A 17,665-nucleotide genomic window follows, 5' to 3' on the forward strand; every position below is an offset into this window, starting at 1 on the left:
GATGAAGCACCGGGTGCTCGTGTCGATTGGCGCCGGGACGGTGTGGCTGGATGTCGAGGCGGATTCGGCCGAGGCGGCGACGGTGCAGGCCGGGCGCAGTGGCGGTCGCGTGCTGCGCGTGGAGGCGAAGCCGGAACGGGCTGCGGGCGGTCGTGTCCGCTTCTCGCAGTCGGTGTTCCTGCAGGAGGCGCTTACGTTGCTCAAGGCCGGACTTAACGTTGTCGAGGTGCTGGAAGTGCTGCACCGGAAGGAGCGAAATCCGGGTTTCCAGGCGATCCTCGGGCAGGTTCTGGGGCGGCTGCGCGAAGGCACGAGGTTCTCCAGTGCGCTGTCCGAGCACGCAATGTTCTCACCCGTGCTCGTGGCGGGGATCGCGGCCAGCGAGACGGCCGGCGGGCTGGTGGGCACTCTGGAGCGCTATCTCGAGTACGACGCGCGCCTGGACCAGATCAAGCGCAAGGTGTCGGCCAGCGCCATCTACCCGCTTCTGCTGCTGCTCGTGGGCGGCGGCGTGATCCTGTTCCTGGTGGCGTACGTCGTCCCCCGGTTCGCCACGATCTTGGACGGGTCGGGGCGCGAAGTGGGCTGGGGGACGTCGCTGCTGCTGGGCATCGGGCAGGCCATCAACGCCTATCCCTGGGCCGTGGCGCTGGCGCTGGCTGCGGTTGCGCTGACGCTGGCCTGGCTCGTGATGCATCCGCAGGGGCACCGGCTGCTGCTGCGCGCGTCCATGCGTGTGCCGGTGCTAGCCGATATCGTGGTGACGCTGAATCTGTCGCGCTTCTACCGGACCCTCGCGTTACTCCTCAACAGTGGCATTCCGCTGCTGTCGGCGCTGGGCATGGTGCGCGGCATCCTGGACCCGGTGCGCGCGGACGAGCTTTCCGTTGCCATGGAACGGTTACGCGAAGGGCTGCCGCTGAGCGAAGCGCTGGCGGGCGGGAGCATGGTGCCGCCGATCGCCGACAGCCTGCTACGGGTGGGCGAGCGCAGTGGGGCGCTCGCGGACATGAGCGACAAGTTGGCCGGATTTCTCGACGTCGACCTCGACCGCAGGGTCGAGACCTTCTCGCGCCTGTTCGAGCCGTTGTTGATGACAGTCATCGGCATCGTTGTCGGCGCCATTGTGGTGCTGATGTACACGCCGATCTTCGATCTGGTGGGGAACGTCGGCTGATGAACGTCTTGCACCATGAAACTCAGCCGCTCTTCGGGGTGTCGGCCGAACAGATTCACGAGCTCCGCTTACGCGCCGTGGGAGGCGATCGGTCATGGGCGCTTCTACTGCAGGACGAACTCGGGTTGCAGCCTTCGGAGTTGGTCGATGCGCTCGCGGCGATGTCGGGCATCGAACCGATCGGGACGGAAGCGCTCTACGGCACGGCGGTGGATTTCGGCCTGCTGAGCTACGTTGACTGCGTTCGCCGCAGCTGTGTGTTGCTGCGTGACGACGCCGGTGCGCTCATGCTGGTGCTTGCCGATCCATTTTCGCAGGAGACGGCGAGATGGGCGCGCGCCTCGCTGCAGGCTGCGTACGAGGTCAGGCTGGCACATCCGGACCACATCAACGCCGTTCTCGCGGGCGCGGAGCAGGCGGTCCGCGCCACGGAGCGGACGTTCGCAGACGGCGACGACGCGGACGAGCAGGTCGACGGCGAGACGGAAATCCTCTCGCTGGAGGCGATCGCGGCGGATTCCAGCCCGGTGGTCAAGCTGGTCAGCTCGATCCTGTACGACGCGCTCAAGCAGCGTGCCTCGGATATCCATCTGAAGTCTTCGCCGCTGGGAATGGCGGTGAAGTTTCGTGTGGACGGTGTGCTGGTTGGCGTCTCCGACATCTCCGGTGTCGATGTCGCCCAGAGGCTGATCTCGAGGATCAAGGTGATGTCATCGCTCGATATCGCGGAGCGCCGTGTGCCGCAGGACGGACGCTTCCGGGTGCGTACCCGTGCGAGCCACGTCGACTTCCGCGTATCGATCATGCCGAGCATCCACGGCGAGGATGCGGTGCTGCGTCTTCTCGACCGCAGCACGTTGACCGGGAACCACGAGAGCATGCTGCGCCTGACCGACTTGGCGTTGGGGGATGACGCTTTATCGACGCTGCGCAGGCTGGTGGCCCAGCCGTACGGGATGATCCTGGTGACCGGCCCAACCGGCTCCGGCAAGACGACGACGCTGTACGCAGCGATCCAGGAGATCAACCACGGTCACGAGAACATCATCACGATCGAAGATCCGGTGGAGTACCAGCTGCCGGGCGTGTTGCAGATTCCCGTCAATGAGAAGAAAGGGCTGACGTTCGCGCGCGGTCTGCGCTCGATCCTGCGCCATGACCCCGACAAGATCATGGTGGGCGAGATCCGCGACGAGGAGACCGCACAGATATCGGTACAGGCCGCGTTGACCGGCCATCTCGTCCTGACCACGGTGCATGCCAACAACGTGTTCGACGTGGTCGGGCGCCTGCTCCATATGGGCGTGGACGCCTACAGCCTGGCCTCGGCGCTGGTCGGCGTCTGGGCGCAACGGCTGCTGCGGCTGAATTGTCCCCAGTGCGTGCGGCCCTACCCACCGGATGCGGAGATGATGGCCGTGTCGGGCCTGGCCGCATCGGACATCGCCGGCCGCGATTTGCGCGCCGGCGCCGGATGTGCGCATTGCCGCGGCACTGGCTACAAAGGACGCACGGTGGTGGCCGAGTATCTGGTCATGAACGATGTGTTGCGCGACCTGGTGGCGAACAAGGCGCCCGTGACCAGCATGCGCGCGGAAGCCAATCGGCTGGGCGGGCGCACCTTGCGTTCGGAGGCGATCGACCTGTTTCTCGATGGGCGGACCACGCTTGCCGAGGTCAACCGCGTGACCTTCGCGGAGTAGGCGACAATGTCTTCCGCGCAACTCTATGCGACGCCGTTACACCTGTATGCCATGGCACCGGGCGGAGAAGTGATCCGCCTACCCGCTGGTGATACCGGTGAGGGGACCGATCCCGCACTTTCGGAGGCCGCTGCGTGGTTGCGGTCGAAAACCACTTTCGGCGCGAGAGTGGACCTGCTGCTGGCCTCATCGCTAGTGCGGTTCGCGACTGTGCCCTGGATCGCGGGGGCATGCACCGGCGGCGCGCTCCGGCGCCAGGTCCAGCGCCATCTGGGCGAGCGCCATGGGGATGATCTTGCGGAATGGACGCTGCGCATCCAGTGGCCGCGTTACGGCTGGCCGACGTTTGCGATCGGCTATCCCACCAGACAATTGTCGGCGGTCTCGGCGGCACTCCTGGACGCTGGCCTGTCGATCGACCGGACCATGGCGACAGCGGTGGCGGTCGTTGCCAGGCACGGCGGCAAGATGCCCGGCGGGGCGGCGCTGATCGGCTTTGAGGAGAACGATGGGCTGACGGGCGTCCACTTGAGCGACGGCGCGATCAGCGAGGTCGAGCGCTTGCCGGGTGTCGGTCGAGGCCTGGATGCACCGGACGTCTGGTGCAACAGAAAGCGTTTCGAGTTCCCGGCGTCGGGGCAACTGCGCTGGCTGCAGTCGGCGCATGGTCCCGCGGCCTTTCGCGCGCTGGCGTTGACTGCCGCGAGCTCCGGCAGCGCCTGTGCGGCGACCGACCTGTTGATGGCGATCAGATGAAGCGTACGCGGCACCAAATGGAAGAACTGCAGATACGCGGCAGGGTCCGCGTGCTGGGGCCGCTGCTGCTTGCCTTAGGCATCTTGCTGGCATGCGGCGCGGTGCTTGCCGCGCGGCAAACGCTGGATCGACGGTCGGCGGTGCTCGCCGAGCACATTTCCGCAACTGAAGAGGATCGCCGGCTGGCCGCGGCGGCGGTGCGCTCCGATACCGCGGAGCCGCTCACGGAAGCGGCGCTACTTCAGCTGAGCCGCCAGGTCGGGATGATCAACCGTGACTGGAGCGATCTGCTGGAATCGTTGGTCCCGCAGACCGACGATGTTCGCCTTCTATCGGTCGACGTTGATCCGTTTGCAGGCGCAGTAAGGCTCTCTGGCGTGGGCGATAGCGCGGAGCGGGCGAATGCCTACTCGGCGCTACTGGAGGAGCGGGCGGTGGTGGGCGACGTGCGCCTGCAGTCGTTGGAGCCCAGTGGGGCCCGGATGGCTTTCGAGGTGACGGCGCGATGGACCGACTAGACCCTCGCAGGCTCGTCTGGACCGTCAACCGGTGGTTTCTCCTCCGAGGGGCCGTCGCGTGGATCGTTGCCGTCGGCGCGGCGACCTTGCTGCTGGTTCTGCTGCTGCTTGCGGCGTCCTTGCGGCAATACAACGTCTTGAAATCGCAGTTGGAGAGTCCGGGAATCCAGGTCAATGAGGTCGGTGAGCAGGACTCGCCTGCGGCGCCGTTGCCTTTTCCAAGCTACGGTCAACGTTTCGACGTCACGGCAAGAGCGCTAGAGGCGTTCCGGATCGAGGAGTCGCTGGCCGGGAAGATCACCTTCGCCTACGACAGCAGCGAAGACGCCAGGCTGGTGAGACAGACCGCAACAATGAACATCGACTCGCAGTGGCATGAGGTCGGCGCGCTGCTCGATCGGGCACAGATGGCGATTCCCACGGCCTACATCTCCAGGCTGCACATCGCCCGTGAGGCCGAACATGACGCGCTGATCGAAGCGGAGATCAAGTTCACGCTCGTCTACCGCGACCGCGCGGAGGACGTTGTCCAATGACAGCGAAGGCGCGAATGAGGCTGTACTTGGTTGCCATCGGCGCGCTGGTGCTGGCGCTGCTGCTGCGTCCGGACAACGATGCCGCAAGCGGCCGCGAGTTGGCGGTGGTGCAAGCCATCGAAAGACGCGGCGTGACACAGCAGTTGCCTTCGATCAAGGCGCGGCAGTCGGCCATTCCGATCGAGCTGTTCGCGGCCGATAAACCGATCACTGCACCGCCGGCGCCTCCCGAGGCGGAGCCGATCTTCGAGCCGCCGCCGCCGCCGCGCCCGGAAATCACCATCCTTGGGTGGATGCAATCCGGGGTGACACCACACGTCTTCGTCGAATGGCGAGGGGAGAACCACGCGCTGCGTCCATCGCAGGAACTGGATGGAACGTATCGATTTGAAGGTATCGAACAGGGAATGGCCGAGTTTACTTACTTGTCGGATGAAACCCTCCGGCTATATCGAGTGGGCGACCTCGGCTCAGGAGATTGATCAGGTGGCAACTTTCGAATCTGTGACAACACCGAGATGGCGCGTGTTCGCGGCGGCGCTGATGGTCTTGGTACTCTGCTCGTGCACCTCGGCAGGCGCTAGGCGTGAAGCTAACCGGCAGTTCGAGGACGGCAACTATGTTGCAGCCGTTGAAAACTATCGGATCGCGTCCGAAGCGGCGCCCGACAACATCCGATTCCGGCAGGCCTATCTGAACAAGCGGGCGGAAGCGATCGCGATCCTTGCGGGACAAGCGGATGCTGGCCTCGGTGCGGGTGATTTGACGACAGCCGAACGTGCCTATCAGGGCATCCTGCAACTCGACCATGCGAACGCCTACGCCCGCGAGCAGTTGCGTGCCTTAAACATGAGGCGCAGGCACGATCAGCAGGCCGTCCACATCGACGAACTGATACGCGGCGAGTCCTGGGACGAGGCCCGACGGCTGGTCGATCTCGTACTCAACGAGAACCCTGGGAACGCGAGGGCGTCGAACGCGCGTGACCGGATCCGTGCGCATGATTTCGAGCGCAGAACATCTGGAGATGGACTGGATGCCCAGTTCAAGGTCCCGGTGACGCTCGAGTTCAAGGACGTTCCGGTGCGCACCGTGTTCGATGTGCTGTCACAGGCTTCGGGCATCAACTTCATCTATGACCAGGAGATCCGCCCCGACATTCGCGCGACCGTGCAGCTGCGCAAGACACCGATGGACGAGGCCATCCGCGTCATCGGCATGTCCACTCAGCTCGAGACCATGATCATCAACGCCAACACGATCCTGGTCTTTCCAAGCACGGCGCAGAAGATCAGTGAGTATCGCCAGCTGAGCGTGAGGAGCTTCTTTCTGAGCAATGCGCAGGCCACTGCCGTGGCCGAGAGCATTCGGACAATCTTGAAGACCGAGAGCCTAGTGGTGGACGAGAACCTGAACATGCTGATCATGCGCGACAGCCCCGACGCGATTCGCCTGGCGGAACGATTGGTACGACTGCACGACAGCAGCTCGCCGGAGGTGGTGCTGGAGGTTGAGATTCTGGAAGTGAACAGGACGACGCTGCGCGAGATCGGCGTGAACCTGTCCAAGGAGGTCGGGTTCTCCATCAATGAGACGCAGCAGTCGTCCGAATGGCAGACCATCGACCAGCTTCGCGGGCTCAATTCCGGAAGCATTTACGCCAGCGTTCCCAACGCGAGCGTCAGGTTGAGCGAGAACACCTCGAACGCAAGCATTCTGGCCAACCCGAGAATCCGGGTGCAGAACCGGGAGACAGCGCGAGTCCTGATTGGCGACCGGGTTCCGGTCATCACATCGACGTCGACGTCGACGGGTTTCGTGTCCGAAACGGTGAACTACGTCGATGTCGGATTGAAACTTGAGGTGCAGCCGTCGATCTATGCGTCTAACGAGGTCGCCATCAAGGTCAATCTCGAAGTTAGCCGCCTGGTCAGGGAGATCCAGACACAGTCTGGGACCCTGTCCTATCAGATCGGCACGCGAAACGCGGAGACAACGCTGCGGTTACGTGATGGCGAAACGCAGATCCTGGCCGGCCTGATCAACCAGGAGGACCGGCGAACTGGTGCAGGTTGGCCGTGGATGACAAGGTTCCCGGTGCTCAACCGCCTCTTTGGAACCAGGCGCACGGATTTGCAGGACACCGAGATCGTGCTGTCGATCACGCCCAGATTGATCAGGGGCGTTGCGCCGGCTGACCTGAGCGAGATGCTGTTCGAAAGCGGGACCGCGATGCGCTTGGGTGCGACGCCGATGCTGGCGTCCGCGTCGATGGGTGCTGCTGACGAGGAGCAAGCGAATGGCGTGGCCACTTCTGGGCAGTCACCAGCGCCGGCAGTAACACCAGTGGTATCGCCCGTGGTGACGCCGTTGGCCGATGCAGGCGCTGCGCGTGCGCAGCCCTTGCCAGCGCCGGCCCAGACCATGCTGGGGTGGAGCGCTCCCTCGGAAGTCCGGGTGGGCGAGCAGTTTACGGCGGTGCTCAACATCAGCGCGATGCAGGCGATCGAACAGGTGCCCCTCATGCTCGGGTTCTCGCCGCAGGTGCTTCAGGTCGTCAGTGTCGAGGAGGGTCCTTTCATGACCCAGGGAGGCGGCCAGAGCAGCCTGTCGCAGCAGGTCAACCTGAGCGAGGGGAAGATCAGTGCCACGGTGACGAGGCAGGGGAGTGCGGTCTCGGGCCAAGGGGCGTTGCTCAACGTAACGTTCCGTGCTTTGGCGCCGAGTCCGGGGACTGAGCTGACGATCCTGTCCGCCCAGACCCAGCCGGAGGCCGGTGCCGTCAGGACCGTCAGTACGAGTCTGACGGTTAAGTAATGCGCCGCAAGGTCGCCGGATTTAGCTTCATAGAGCTGATTGCATGCCTCGCGATCATCGCGCTACTGCTATTGATTGCCGTCCCTGTGTCCCAGACGACGATCAAGCGGAAGCATGAGTCGGAGCTTCGGGTGGCGCTGAGCGAGATCCGGCACGCGATCGACCAGTACAAGCGCGCGGCCGATGCTGGCCGCGTCACGCTGAAGATCGGCGACAGCGGATATCCGCCGAGTCTGAGCGAATTGACAGAGGGCGTGGTGGACGTCAGCAGTCCAAGCGGGCAGATGCTGTACTTCCTGCGCAGGGTTCCGCGCGATCCGATGTACGCGGGCAGGGCTGACGATGCATCGATGACGTGGGGCTTGCGCAGCTATGCTAGTCCGCCGGATGACCCGCAGCCTGGCGATGACGTGTTCGACGTCTACAGCCTTTCGGCTGACGTCGGGCTCAACGGTGTGCCGTACAGGGAGTGGTAGGGATGAATCGGCGCGGGCTTACCGGAGGTTTCAGCCTGATCGAGCTGATCGTTGTCGTGGCGATCGTCTCTGTTCTCCTGCTGGTGGCTTACCCGCGCTATCAGTCTTCAGTGGATCGCGCAGAGTATGTCGCCCTGCTTGGAAACCTGCAGCAGTTCAGAAAGACAATTGACCACTACTATGAGGATAAGGGGCGCTATCCCGATTCATTGGAGCGACTGGTCCAGGAAAACTATCTACGATCAGTGCCAGTCGATCCGATAACCGGCAGCAGTGGCACTTGGATCCTGATGCGAGGCACCGGCATTGATACGAGCGGAATTGTAGACGTGCGTAGCGGCGCCCACGGGGTGAGCTGGAGCGGTGTGCCGTACTCGGAGCTAACGCCATGAGGTCCCGGCAAGGCGGTTTCGCGTACCTGTACTTGCTGTTCACGGTGGCCATTCTGGCCATCGTTCTGCTTGCCGAGGCTTCCCTGCGCCACTATGAGACCCGTCGCCAGGCCGAAGCCGAGCTGATCCGCATCGGGCGAGAATTCCGGAACGCGTTGATCAGCTATCGCCTTGGCGGGAGCGGTCGCGAGTTTCCCGCTTCCCTCGACGATCTGTTACTGGATCGAAGGGCGGGGGAGGTGCAGCGGCACCTGAGGCGCATCTACCACGACCCAATCACCAGAACGACGGAATGGGGCCTGGTGCGGCTGAACGGGCGAATCGTGGGAATCCACTCCCTCTCATCCAGAGAACCGGTCAAGCTCGCCGGCTTCGATCTGGAGGAAGCCGACTTCGAGGGCGCTCGCCATTACCACGAGTGGCGATTTACTGCTGTTCCCGATGAGGCTGGATTTACAGCGCAGGATCAGAGGCCAGGGCAGTTGGGGTTGACCATCGGCCCCTGACGCCGCCGCTGATCTTGGGCCAAGTGCGCGCTTATGAGATTAGCGAGTTGCTCGGGGCTTCCCGTCCAGTAAAAAGCAGTGTTCTGGCCGTTCCGGCGTGCGAGTCTGGCGGAGATCTGGTCGTGGCTGGTGCCGGGCTCGGCCAGTATGATCGTGCGTCCGCTCGAACTCGGGTTTGCCGCCGATACGCCGATGCCGTGCCCCCGTAGAACCGACGGGAAGCCTCCGGACAGCGTCACAACAGCGCTGTTCCCGGCGACAAGCGCGGCGGATGCCTCCGTATCCGATAGCCGACTTACGTCAAGGACACCCTGGGCGCGGCTGGACTGTGCCCACGCGGCGATTCCGCCATCGATAACTTTGAAATCCCGAACGCCGTAGCGCGTCAGCCGTTCGCATAGCTGCAGCGCGTCGGAGCGGAAACGTCCGTTGTCGTAGACGATCAGCTGGCCTGCAGGTGCGTTCAGTAGGCTTTGGAGCGGCTGATTGGCCGCGTTCGGAATATGGATTTGCGAGTATTCAGCACGGCCCCGAATGTCGATAATCCTAGCCGTACTCGGGAAGGGAGCAGCGGCGTCGATCAGGCAGTTGGCTCCTTGACGATCATTCCGCGGTGGGGACTGCACCTGTGATTTAGGGATTGGCGCCGTACACGGGGTCTCAGTACTCCGATCTGATGCGTGGTTGGCGGTACTCGCCATTGCCGAGATTGAGCATGCGGCGATCGTTAGCGCCGCAGTGCGAACAATGTTCCGTGACATCCGTCTTCCCCCAAATCCTTGTTCCCGCTGCTGGAATCATGCCATGCGGCTCGTCGTCAGTGGGACCTTTTCCTGTGCGAGACTGCTCCGGGATCTTAGGCGTTCCCGGAGAATTGGGAGGGGGTAAAGCTTCGACGGAGCGGCGAGGCCGGTTGGCGGCCAACGCGCGCCATGAAATGGACAATATCTTCAGAGGCGGCTGTGCCTCGGACAAGCTTCGAAAACGAGGTTCCCGACCGGCGTGGCTTCAGTCTTTCTGGGGACGGTGTTGCTCACCAATGCGACCAAGGGTCGCGACTACTGATGGCTGGCGGGCAATAGCGCCGGCTCATGACTGCATGGGGCGGCTAGATGAAAACGCATCCGGAGAAGTACTGCGACCTGGTCATGAAAGGCGGAGTGACCAGCGGCATCGTCTATCCCAAGGCGGTGCTGGAACTGGCGAAGACCTACCATTTCAAGTCTATCGGCGGTACGTCGGCCGGGGCGATCGCAGCCGCGGTCACGGCGGCTGCCGCGCTAGGCGACAGGCGACGACAAGCTGGAGATGAGTTGGGGCCAGATGCTGGTTTTGAAGGCATGGCCGATACGGCCCGTCAGTTGTCGAGCAAGGGATTTATCTACAGCTTGTTTCAGCCAGCTTTCGGTGCCACCAATGCGTTTCGGTTGGTGGTCCTGTTGGCAAGCCCGGCAAGGGGACTTCGCAAGTTTTTCGGCATCCTCTTCGCAGTCCTCGCGATCGCGCCGCTGGAGTTCCTCACAATTCTTACGGTCCTATGCGGTTTGGGGTACGTCATCGCCGGTTCGGTCGGAGTGGGCGCCGCGCTGCTGCCAGCCGCGTTATGCGCCTTTGGAGGCGCTGGTACGTGTGGCGCTTTCCGTATAGCCAGGGTCGCCCGGCGCAATCAGATGGGGCTTTGCTCGGGGCTGCGGGGCCGCCGGGCCTGGCCGTGGTGGCGTCGCCGACCACTGGCACTGACCGAATGGCTGCACGAGACGCTTCAAGTGCTGGCCGGCAAGCGCGAAGGCGAACCATTGACGTTCGGGGATCTGAGGCATGCGCCGCGCTACGTCAACGAGCCGCCGTCGCAGTACTCAATCAATCTCCAAGTCATCACCACGGGAATCTCGCATCGCGAGCCGAGGACGTTGCCGTTTGAGAGCAAAGGCTTCTCCTTCCTGAAGGAGGAGTTCGATCGCCTGTTCCCGGCCACGGTCGTCGATTGGATGATCCGGAACGGTGCAGGCGAGCCTTTGGTCGTCGACGGGAAGACCTACTACCGGTTGCCGGAGGCGAATCAGTTTCCTGTCCTGGTGGCTGCCCGGATGAGCCTGAGTTTTCCGTTGCTCATCAGCGCTGTGCCCTTGCATGAGGCAGCAGCGTGGTCTCGCGGTCAGGACCAGTCGACCGCGGATGAGGGCGAGGACGCGGAAGTCGTGGACCGCGAAGCCGGTGAGCATACCGTTGTCGGGACGATGGAAGGGTTGGCGAGCGGCGGTCGTGCCCGTTCCGCTACCGTCGTCACGGCGATGCGAATGTGCTGGTTCTCGGACGGCGGAATCAGTAGCAACTTTCCGATTCACCTGTTTGATACCGGGTTGCCACGGTGGCCGACGTTCGCGATCAATCTGCGCTATCCCCCCGCTGACCATAGATCCCGCCGTGACAGCGGAAGGAAGCTGTCGCCCGAGGAACTGGAGGATGCGGTGTTCCTGCCGCTTACGAACAATCAGGGCTGGAGGTACTCGTACCATTCGATCGCATCCGTCCGTGCGTTCAGTGAAGTCGCCGGCTTCGTCTTCGGCATCATCGGGACGATGCAGAACTGGCGCGACCTGCTGCAGTCCCGAGCGCCGGGCCACCGAGAGCGGATCGTGCACGTATCACTGCATGGCGCCGAGGGCGGGATGAATCTCAACATGCCTGACAACGTGCTGCGGAACATCTCGGAAAAGGGTGCCATCGCAGGGCAGCGCTTCGCGTCGTTCCGCTTCGACAACCACTACTGGATTCGTTGGCGCAACCTGAGCGCTGCGGTACAGAGCTACACAATGGACTTTACCGATCAAACCACGAGGGAACGCTGGGTGCCCGCCTACGCCGACGTCTGCGGCTTGCCACTTGCAGACGGTGAACCCCCATCGTATCCCTTTCGGACTAAGGCGGCCGGCGAGCAGGCCCAGGCCATGTACAAATTGCTGCACACCCAAGGGCTGACGTGGAAGCAGGGACTCGATTTGTCCCACAAGGCTCCCAATCCGGCACCGCAGCTGAAGATCACGCCGACCTTCTAATTAGCGAGGCATAAGACGTGCAGGGTCGCCGGCGGGGGCGTTGGAATCAGCCCTGACAGCGCTTTCAGCTACGGCACGCCACTGCTGGTACGGACCACTGCAGCCACGATGGTCGCCGTCGCTCTGGGGCGATGTGGTCAACGCGCTACGTGGCGGACACCACTCCGTCGCTGAAGTTGCTGCGCGATTGGGGCAACCCGCTGCGCTCGGACGGCTGATTCCTGGCAGCTGAACGAATTTTCCGTACGATTTTCCGTACAACAAAAAAAGCCGCTCAAGAGAGCGGCTTAAGTCTTTGTTTTTACTGGTGGGCGGTACAGGGATCGAACCTGTGACCCTTGCCGTGTGAAGGCAATGCTCTACCGCTGAGCTAACCGCCCGGAGCGACGTTTTTCGCCGCCACGCCCGGAGGCGCGGGGTGCGCAGTTTACGGGCTGTGCGCGGTGGCGACAAGGGGTGAGCGGTGCGTCGTCGATGCTGCCGACGATGACGCGAGGGCGCCGTGCCGTGCGCGGTCGTCTGGTCCGGATCAGAAGCTCCGGCACTGCAGGAAACGGGTGGCCAGGTCGCTGCCCGGCGGCGGGGTGAGCTGGATGCGCGAGGAGGTCAGGTCGGGCTGGCGCAACACCAGCGCGCAGATGGCATCGACCGTGGCGTCGTCGTCGGGGCGGGTCACGTAGACCTGCAGCGTCGACTGCGTGGCCCACAGCGCGCGGTCCACGTCCGGCAACGTGGTCACGGCGCTGGCGAGGTCGTTGCGCTGGCGCTCGACGGGAATCCGCGGCGGTGGCGCGATGACGACATCCTCGGCCGGTGCCGCGGCGGCGGGCGCTGCCTGCGTGGCGGGCGCCGGCGTGGCCGACGCGGGCCCGGGTTGCGGCACCAGCAGGAACGTGCCGATGCCGGCGACCAGGGCCAGCAGCCACGACAGCAGGGTGCGCTGCCGGGCCTGCTGCGCGGCGCGGCCCTGGATCTCCTGCAACTGTCCCGCCGGCAGGAACTCGCGCAGCTCCGGCCACAGCGTGCGCCCGTCGTGCAGTTCGATCCGGCGTTGCGCGGCGAGGCCACGGGCCTCGTTGTCGATCCGGCCCTGGGTCACCAGCAGGCCACCGGCGGCGCCCTGCAGGTTGACGTCGGCGGCCAGCGCCTGCACCGCGTTGCGGCCCAACACGAAGCTGGCGCCATGCTTGCACGCCAGCAGCCAGCGGCCGCCGTCGTGTTCGAGCACGTAGTCCTGGTCGCCGGAGGCCGACTCGAGGTCGACCACCGGGGTGTAGCCGCGCACGCGCAGCGCCTGCAGCACCATGCCGATGAAACTGCGCCAGGAGATGCCGGACAGGGCCTCGATACCGGCGGCGGATTCGTCGCGGCGGCGTTGCACGCCCATGAACCAGGCGGTCGACAGTCCGCCGACGACCAGCATCACCCCGATTGCCGCGATCCACTGTGTTGTCGTGCCCAAACCGGTATTCCCCTGCGAATCGCTGCAGAGGATACCGGAACGCCGGTGGCCCGGCGCCAGCCGGGGCAGGCGCCGCGGGGGTCAGGGATCGAAAGCGAATCGGACGTCGCGGCGGTCGCGGCAGGCCAAGCGGGCGTCTCAGCCCGGTGTGGTCGTGGCCGCCGCCGTGCGCTTGCGCGCAGGCGCCTTGCGGGTTGCCGTCTTCGCCGTCTTCTTCGCGACCGTCTTGCTGGCGGGGGCCTTCTTCGCCGGCGCCTTCCTGGCAGCGGTTTTCCTGCCGGCAGCTTTCTTCGCCGCGGTCCTGGGCGCGGCCGGCTTGCCGGTCGCGCGGGCGAGTTGCGCGGTCAGCGCGTCGACCCTCGCACCGAGTTCCCTGACGTCGTCGCGGACCGGCACGCCGAGCTTGACCAGCGCGCTCTGCACGCGTTCGTCGAAGGCTCTTTCCAGCCGGTCCCAGGTTTCGGTGGCGCGCTCGCGCGCCTGGTCGACACGGCTCTCGACGGCGCCACGGATCTCGTTGGCCTGGCTGCCGGCGATGTCGCGCGTGGTCTTCTCCAGGCCCACGCCTTCCTTGACCAGACTCTCGAACAGGCGCGTGCCCTCGGCCTGGGCACGGCCGAACGCGCCCAGGCCGGCCAGCCAGATCTGCTGCGCGGACGTGCTGAGCGACTTGGACAGTTGCGCGGCGGTTTCCGCCGTGGACTTCCCGCCGCCGGTGGTGCGGGACGTGGTGGACTTCTTCGCGGTCTTGCTGGACTTGGCCATTCGCGTACTCCACTTGGGATGTGGAATCGACATGCCACAGTTTCGTTGCCACGTCCAGCGATTTCGCAGCGTCATGCGCGTACAGGTCGCCCCCGCTGGCGCACGGGCCGCGATCGCTCCAGTCCCATCCTGCCGGTCCGGCGCGGCTTGACCGGCGTTCCGGCGTCGGGGCATTGCCCCGACCTGCGATCGGGGCAATCCGGGAAATCGGGGAAGAACCGGAAAGCCGGTGCTTCAGAATTTGTCCTGCAGCACGCGGCGGATCTCCGCTTCGATCGGGCCCTGCATGGCCGACAGCAGGAAACCGAGTTTCGCGGTCACGCGCAGGCTTTCGGGCAGCAGCGCGATCTGGCCGTCGACGCCGGACCGGTTGAAGTTCAGCACGTCGCCATCCCAGCCGTAATCGAGGTCGAAACGTTCGGAGAGCTTCTTCGCCACCGCTTCGACGGCGGTGCGGGCCTCGTCCTTCGGCAGCGCGTGCGGGTGGGTGATGTCGATGCCGGCCATGTGCGGGTTCCTGTGGAAGTCTGGCGCGCATTCTGCGGCAACCGGTGTGTGGATGTCGTGCTAGATTGCCGCGGCATGAACGCACTGAAGCTGCGCTTCCCCGCGCCTGGACAACCCGACCTGCCGCTGGACATCGGCATGCATCGCATCGGACGCGACGAGGACGGGGCACTGGTGCCCGTGGACGAGGAGCAGCCGGTGCTGGTGTGCTTCTGCGTCGACCGCCGCGGCGTCTGGCTCAATGTCAGCGAGGGCGTGCCCGGCGTGCACGTCAATGGCCGCCAGGTGCGACGCCTGGCGATGCTGCGCACCGGCGATGCGGTCTATGTCGACGGCTACGAGCTGCGCCTGGTCGCGCCGCTGCCGGTCGCGGCGCAGTTCGCTCCCATGCAGGTCGATGTCGCGCCCCCGGCTGGAGACCCGAGGATCGTGCTGCGGGGCGTGGGCGGGCATCACCACGGCCGCAGTTTCATCCTCGACCGCCCGGTGCTGGTCGGCCGCCACGCCGATGCCGACATCCACATCGACGACCCGGCCTTCGCCGACCGGCACGCGCGGCTCGAGCGCGTCGGTCCTTTAGTGCAACTGATCGACCTGGACTCGGCCGAGGGCAGCGTGGTCAACGGCGAGACGGTCCGCGACGCGGTGCTGCAGGCCGGCGACCAGGTGGTGTTCGACGCCCACCATCGCTTCGTCGTCGAGGCGCCGTCGCGCGCGATCACCGCCTTCCTGCCGGCGCCGGAACCGGCCGGCGACGATCGCCGCCATGTGCCGTCGTCCCGCCGCGGCGGCGCACTGCGCCTGCCGTGGCTGTTGCTGGCCGCGCTGCTGCTGGCCGGGCTGCTGGCGCTGCTGCTGCTGTTCGGCGCCGGCTGAACGGGCATTCCGGTCGCGGTGGCGAGCGCGCCGACTCTGCATCTTCAGGAGAACATCGATGGGTGGATTCAGCATCTGGCACGGTCTCGTGATCATGATCGCGGTCGGCGTCCTGATCGTGGTGATCGCGGGCATTTTCTGAGTGCTCCAACGCGCGCGGAGACCGGCATCGCAAGCGCCTGCGACGGTCGAGGCCCGCCTGCAGGCGCTCGATCGGCTGCTCGCCGATGGCGCGATCACGGCCGCGGAGCATGCCGAACGCCGCGCGGCGATCCTCGCTTCGATTTAGCGCGACGGCGGCAGGAAGCGTCCGGGCTGCAACCGGTCCGCCACCGCAGGGCCCCGTGGGCGCGATCCCCAACCCAGGTCGCGCAGGCCCGTTCGCGGCCAGGGGCCGCGCCTACGGGGAGAGGCGCCGGACTTCCCGGCGCCTGCGCAGCGCATGCCACAGCCGCCAGCCCAGCAGCAGGGCGAGGATCGCCGCATACAGCGCCGGCTCGCGCCAGTCGGATTTCACGATCCACCAGAAGTGCAGCACCGCGAGCGCCGCGATCGCGTAGACCAGCCGGTGCAGGCGTGCCCAGTTGCGTCCGAGCCGGCGCATCCAGCCGCGGGTCGAGGTCGCCGCCAGCGGCACCAGCAGCAGCCAGGCGAGGAAGCCGACGGTGATGAAGGGCCGGCGCGCGATCTCGGTCAGCACCTGCGACAGGTCGGCGCCGAGGTCGAGCGCCAGCCACGTCGCGAAATGCAGGCTGGCATAGGCGAACGCATACAGGCCGAGCATGCGCCGGAAGCGCAGCAGCGCCGTCTGCCCGGTCAGCTGGCGCAGCGGGGTGATCGCCAGCGTCAGCAGCAGGATGCGCAGCGCCCAGATGCCGAGTTCGTGCTCGATCGCCACCACCGGTTCCGCGCCGAGCGCATCGATGTCGCTGCCGCCTGCGACCTGCCAGACCCGCCAGCCGAGCCAGGCCAGCGGCGCGAGCGCCAGCAGGTGCAGCAGCACCTTCGTGGCGACGATGCCGGGCGGCGTGCGCGGCGGCGTCACGCGCACACGGGCGTCGTCGGTGCGGTGGACCGGCCGCGTTGCCATTGCTCAGTACCACCGGCGCAGGTCCATGCCGCTGTAGAGCGAGGCGACCTGCTCGGCATAGCCGTTGAACGGGCGGGTGGCGATGCGGTTGGCGATCAGCTTGTTGCCGGTGCCGGCGATGCGGCGCTCGGTCTTCTGGCTCCAGCGCGGGTGGTTGACCTCCGGATTGACGTTGCTGAAGAAGCCGTATTCCGACGGCTGCAGCTGGTTCCATGCGGTCGGCGGCATGCGCTCGACGAAATCGATCGCGACGATCGACTTGATGCTCTTGAAGCCGTACTTCCACGGCACCACCAGTCGCAGCGGCGCGCCGTTCTGCTGCGGCAGCGGTTTGCCGTACAGGCCGGTGGCCAGGAACGCCAGCGGATGCATCGCCTCGTCGATGCGCAGCCCCTCGCGGTAGGGCCAGCGGATCGAGCGGAAGCGGATGCCCGGCATCTGCTCGCGGTCGGCCAGCGTGGTGAAGGCGACGAATTTCGCGTTGGCGTTCGGCTCGAACCGGCGCAGCACGGCGGCCAGCGGTACCCCGAGCCACGGGATCACCATCGACCAGCCCTCGACGCAGCGCAGGCGGTAGATGCGCTCCTCCTGCGCCAACCCGCGCAGCAGGTCGTTGAGCGCGACGCGACCCGGCTTGGCGCACTCGCCGCCGACGGCCACGTGCCAGGGCGAGGTGCGCAGCGTCTTCGCCGCCCGTGACGGGTCGGACTTGCCGGTGCCGAACTCGTAGAAGTTGTTGTAGGTGGTGATGTCCTCGTAGCGGGTCGGTTCCTCGTCGGTACGGAAGCCCGCGCGCGCCTGCGCCGCGCTGACCGGCGCAGCGCTGGGGGGCGGCGGCTCGGCGTCGGCGCAGCCCGCCAGGCCCAGGGCCGGCGTCGCGGCCAGTGCGGCGAGCAGCCGGCGCCGGTCGCGGTGGACGGCTTCGGCGGTGATTTCCGAACCGCGGATGCGGAGTGCGTCGCGCAATGACATGGGGGAGCTCCGTGGCGGGTACCGATCGATACCACAGCGCATACGTTGCCACCGCA

Annotated in this window: 19 protein-coding genes and 1 tRNA gene; 13 read left to right on the forward strand and 7 right to left on the reverse strand. The window is 65.5% G+C overall.

Annotated elements, in window-relative coordinates:
* Window position 1 precedes the first annotated feature (1 nt).
* From LDO26_RS01235 to LDO26_RS01280, 10 genes are read left to right on the forward strand one after another with little or no spacing between them, the layout of a single operon-like run.
* Window positions 2-1,177 carry a type II secretion system F family protein gene (locus LDO26_RS01235; protein WP_232129251.1) on the forward strand — a complete coding sequence of 392 codons (1,176 nt, stop codon included), beginning with the start codon at window positions 2-4 and terminating at the stop codon, window positions 1,175-1,177.
* Window positions 1,177-2,880, forward strand: a complete 1,704-nt coding sequence (locus LDO26_RS01240) for a GspE/PulE family protein (RefSeq protein WP_232129252.1) — start codon at window positions 1,177-1,179, stop codon at window positions 2,878-2,880. Before LDO26_RS01235 ends, LDO26_RS01240 begins: the two co-directional genes overlap by 1 nt.
* Window positions 2,881-2,886: 6 nt before the next feature.
* On the forward strand, window positions 2,887-3,636 hold the full coding sequence (locus tag LDO26_RS01245) for a hypothetical protein (RefSeq protein ID WP_232129253.1): 750 nt from the start codon (window positions 2,887-2,889) through the stop codon (window positions 3,634-3,636).
* Window positions 3,637-3,653: 17 nt separating this feature from the next.
* Entirely contained in the window at window positions 3,654-4,154 is a 501-nt protein-coding gene (locus LDO26_RS01250) for a hypothetical protein (protein WP_232129254.1), read from the forward strand.
* Window positions 4,142-4,690, forward strand: a complete 549-nt coding sequence (locus LDO26_RS01255) for a hypothetical protein (protein ID WP_232129255.1) — start codon at window positions 4,142-4,144, stop codon at window positions 4,688-4,690. Before LDO26_RS01250 ends, LDO26_RS01255 begins: the two co-directional genes overlap by 13 nt.
* A 14-nt stretch (window positions 4,691-4,704) precedes the next feature.
* The gene (locus LDO26_RS01260) at window positions 4,705-5,172 is read left to right on the forward strand and encodes a hypothetical protein (protein WP_232129256.1); all 468 of its coding nucleotides are present in this window, start codon (window positions 4,705-4,707) and stop codon (window positions 5,170-5,172) included.
* Between the two features lie 4 nt (window positions 5,173-5,176).
* The gene (locus tag LDO26_RS01265; RefSeq protein WP_232129257.1) at window positions 5,177-7,507 is read left to right on the forward strand and encodes a secretin GspD/PilQ domain-containing protein; all 2,331 of its coding nucleotides are present in this window, start codon (window positions 5,177-5,179) and stop codon (window positions 7,505-7,507) included.
* Complete coding sequence (locus LDO26_RS01270; RefSeq protein ID WP_232129258.1) at window positions 7,507-7,983, forward strand: prepilin-type N-terminal cleavage/methylation domain-containing protein; 477 nt, start codon at window positions 7,507-7,509, stop codon at window positions 7,981-7,983. The genes LDO26_RS01265 and LDO26_RS01270 overlap by 1 nt, the downstream gene beginning before the upstream one ends.
* Window positions 7,984-7,985: 2 nt before the next feature.
* Entirely contained in the window at window positions 7,986-8,375 is a 390-nt protein-coding gene (locus tag LDO26_RS01275; RefSeq protein WP_232129259.1) for a type II secretion system protein, read from the forward strand.
* The gene (locus LDO26_RS01280) at window positions 8,372-8,881 is read left to right on the forward strand and encodes a type II secretion system protein (RefSeq protein ID WP_232129260.1); all 510 of its coding nucleotides are present in this window, start codon (window positions 8,372-8,374) and stop codon (window positions 8,879-8,881) included. The genes LDO26_RS01275 and LDO26_RS01280 overlap by 4 nt, the downstream gene beginning before the upstream one ends.
* On the opposite strand, the gene LDO26_RS01285 is transcribed toward LDO26_RS01280, so the two are convergent.
* Window positions 8,842-9,507, reverse strand: a complete 666-nt coding sequence (locus LDO26_RS01285; RefSeq protein ID WP_232129261.1) for a rhodanese-like domain-containing protein — start codon at window positions 9,505-9,507, stop codon at window positions 8,842-8,844. The genes LDO26_RS01280 and LDO26_RS01285 overlap by 40 nt on opposite strands.
* A 486-nt stretch (window positions 9,508-9,993) precedes the next feature.
* Between LDO26_RS01285 and LDO26_RS01290 the strand changes: the two genes are divergently transcribed.
* Entirely contained in the window at window positions 9,994-11,937 is a 1,944-nt protein-coding gene (locus tag LDO26_RS01290; RefSeq protein ID WP_232129262.1) for a patatin-like phospholipase family protein, read from the forward strand.
* A gap of 305 nt (window positions 11,938-12,242) precedes the next feature.
* Here the strand turns inward: LDO26_RS01290 and LDO26_RS01295 are convergent.
* From LDO26_RS01295 to LDO26_RS01310, 4 genes are all read right to left on the reverse strand, one after another.
* A tRNA-Val gene (locus tag LDO26_RS01295) sits at window positions 12,243-12,317 on the reverse strand.
* Between the two features lie 149 nt (window positions 12,318-12,466).
* Window positions 12,467-13,399, reverse strand: a complete 933-nt coding sequence (locus LDO26_RS01300) for a restriction endonuclease (RefSeq protein WP_232129263.1) — start codon at window positions 13,397-13,399, stop codon at window positions 12,467-12,469.
* Between the two features lie 138 nt (window positions 13,400-13,537).
* Window positions 13,538-14,164 carry a phasin family protein gene (locus LDO26_RS01305; RefSeq protein ID WP_305068815.1) on the reverse strand — a complete coding sequence of 209 codons (627 nt, stop codon included), beginning with the start codon at window positions 14,162-14,164 and terminating at the stop codon, window positions 13,538-13,540.
* A 234-nt stretch (window positions 14,165-14,398) separates the two neighbouring features.
* Window positions 14,399-14,671, reverse strand: a complete 273-nt coding sequence (locus tag LDO26_RS01310) for a polyhydroxyalkanoic acid system family protein (RefSeq protein WP_232129264.1) — start codon at window positions 14,669-14,671, stop codon at window positions 14,399-14,401.
* A 75-nt stretch (window positions 14,672-14,746) separates the two neighbouring features.
* Between LDO26_RS01310 and LDO26_RS01315 the strand changes: the two genes are divergently transcribed.
* Together LDO26_RS01315 and LDO26_RS18270 are read left to right on the forward strand one after the other, a co-directional pair.
* The gene (locus LDO26_RS01315; RefSeq protein WP_232129265.1) at window positions 14,747-15,547 is read left to right on the forward strand and encodes an FHA domain-containing protein; all 801 of its coding nucleotides are present in this window, start codon (window positions 14,747-14,749) and stop codon (window positions 15,545-15,547) included.
* A gap of 142 nt (window positions 15,548-15,689) precedes the next feature.
* Window positions 15,690-15,836 carry an SHOCT domain-containing protein gene (locus tag LDO26_RS18270; protein ID WP_435594006.1) on the forward strand — a complete coding sequence of 49 codons (147 nt, stop codon included), beginning with the start codon at window positions 15,690-15,692 and terminating at the stop codon, window positions 15,834-15,836.
* A gap of 111 nt (window positions 15,837-15,947) precedes the next feature.
* Here the strand turns inward: LDO26_RS18270 and msrQ are convergent, their stop codons facing one another.
* On the reverse strand, window positions 15,948-16,565 hold the full coding sequence (gene msrQ / locus LDO26_RS01320) for a protein-methionine-sulfoxide reductase heme-binding subunit MsrQ (RefSeq protein ID WP_232129395.1): 618 nt from the start codon (window positions 16,563-16,565) through the stop codon (window positions 15,948-15,950).
* 75 nt (window positions 16,566-16,640) lie between these two features.
* Complete coding sequence (gene msrP, locus LDO26_RS01325; RefSeq protein ID WP_232129266.1) at window positions 16,641-17,609, reverse strand: protein-methionine-sulfoxide reductase catalytic subunit MsrP; 969 nt, start codon at window positions 17,607-17,609, stop codon at window positions 16,641-16,643.
* Window positions 17,610-17,665 lie beyond the last annotated feature (56 nt).

The organism is Proluteimonas luteida (genome assembly GCF_021191695.1).
Taxonomy (GTDB): domain Bacteria; phylum Pseudomonadota; class Gammaproteobacteria; order Xanthomonadales; family Xanthomonadaceae; genus Luteimonas; species Luteimonas luteida.

Excerpts from the sequence above, each read along its gene's own strand:
- LDO26_RS01235 (WP_232129251.1), top strand. The coding sequence starts at position 2 with ATGAAGCACCGGGTGCTCGTGTCGATTGGCGCCGGGACGGTGTGGCTG.
- LDO26_RS01240 (WP_232129252.1), top strand. The coding sequence starts at position 1,177 with ATGAACGTCTTGCACCATGAAACTCAGCCGCTCTTCGGGGTGTCGGCC.
- LDO26_RS01245 (WP_232129253.1), top strand. The coding sequence starts at position 2,887 with ATGTCTTCCGCGCAACTCTATGCGACGCCGTTACACCTGTATGCCATG.
- LDO26_RS01250 (WP_232129254.1), top strand. The coding sequence starts at position 3,654 with ATGGAAGAACTGCAGATACGCGGCAGGGTCCGCGTGCTGGGGCCGCTG.
- LDO26_RS01255 (WP_232129255.1), top strand. The coding sequence starts at position 4,142 with ATGGACCGACTAGACCCTCGCAGGCTCGTCTGGACCGTCAACCGGTGG.
- LDO26_RS01260 (WP_232129256.1), top strand. The coding sequence starts at position 4,705 with ATGAGGCTGTACTTGGTTGCCATCGGCGCGCTGGTGCTGGCGCTGCTG.
- LDO26_RS01270 (WP_232129258.1), top strand. The coding sequence starts at position 7,507 with ATGCGCCGCAAGGTCGCCGGATTTAGCTTCATAGAGCTGATTGCATGC.
- LDO26_RS01275 (WP_232129259.1), top strand. The coding sequence starts at position 7,986 with ATGAATCGGCGCGGGCTTACCGGAGGTTTCAGCCTGATCGAGCTGATC.
- LDO26_RS01280 (WP_232129260.1), top strand. The coding sequence starts at position 8,372 with ATGAGGTCCCGGCAAGGCGGTTTCGCGTACCTGTACTTGCTGTTCACG.
- LDO26_RS01290 (WP_232129262.1), top strand. The coding sequence starts at position 9,994 with ATGAAAACGCATCCGGAGAAGTACTGCGACCTGGTCATGAAAGGCGGA.
- LDO26_RS01305 (WP_305068815.1), bottom strand. The coding sequence starts at position 14,164 with ATGGCCAAGTCCAGCAAGACCGCGAAGAAGTCCACCACGTCCCGCACC.
- LDO26_RS01310 (WP_232129264.1), bottom strand. The coding sequence starts at position 14,671 with ATGGCCGGCATCGACATCACCCACCCGCACGCGCTGCCGAAGGACGAG.
- LDO26_RS01315 (WP_232129265.1), top strand. The coding sequence starts at position 14,747 with ATGAACGCACTGAAGCTGCGCTTCCCCGCGCCTGGACAACCCGACCTG.
- msrP (WP_232129266.1), bottom strand. The coding sequence starts at position 17,609 with ATGTCATTGCGCGACGCACTCCGCATCCGCGGTTCGGAAATCACCGCC.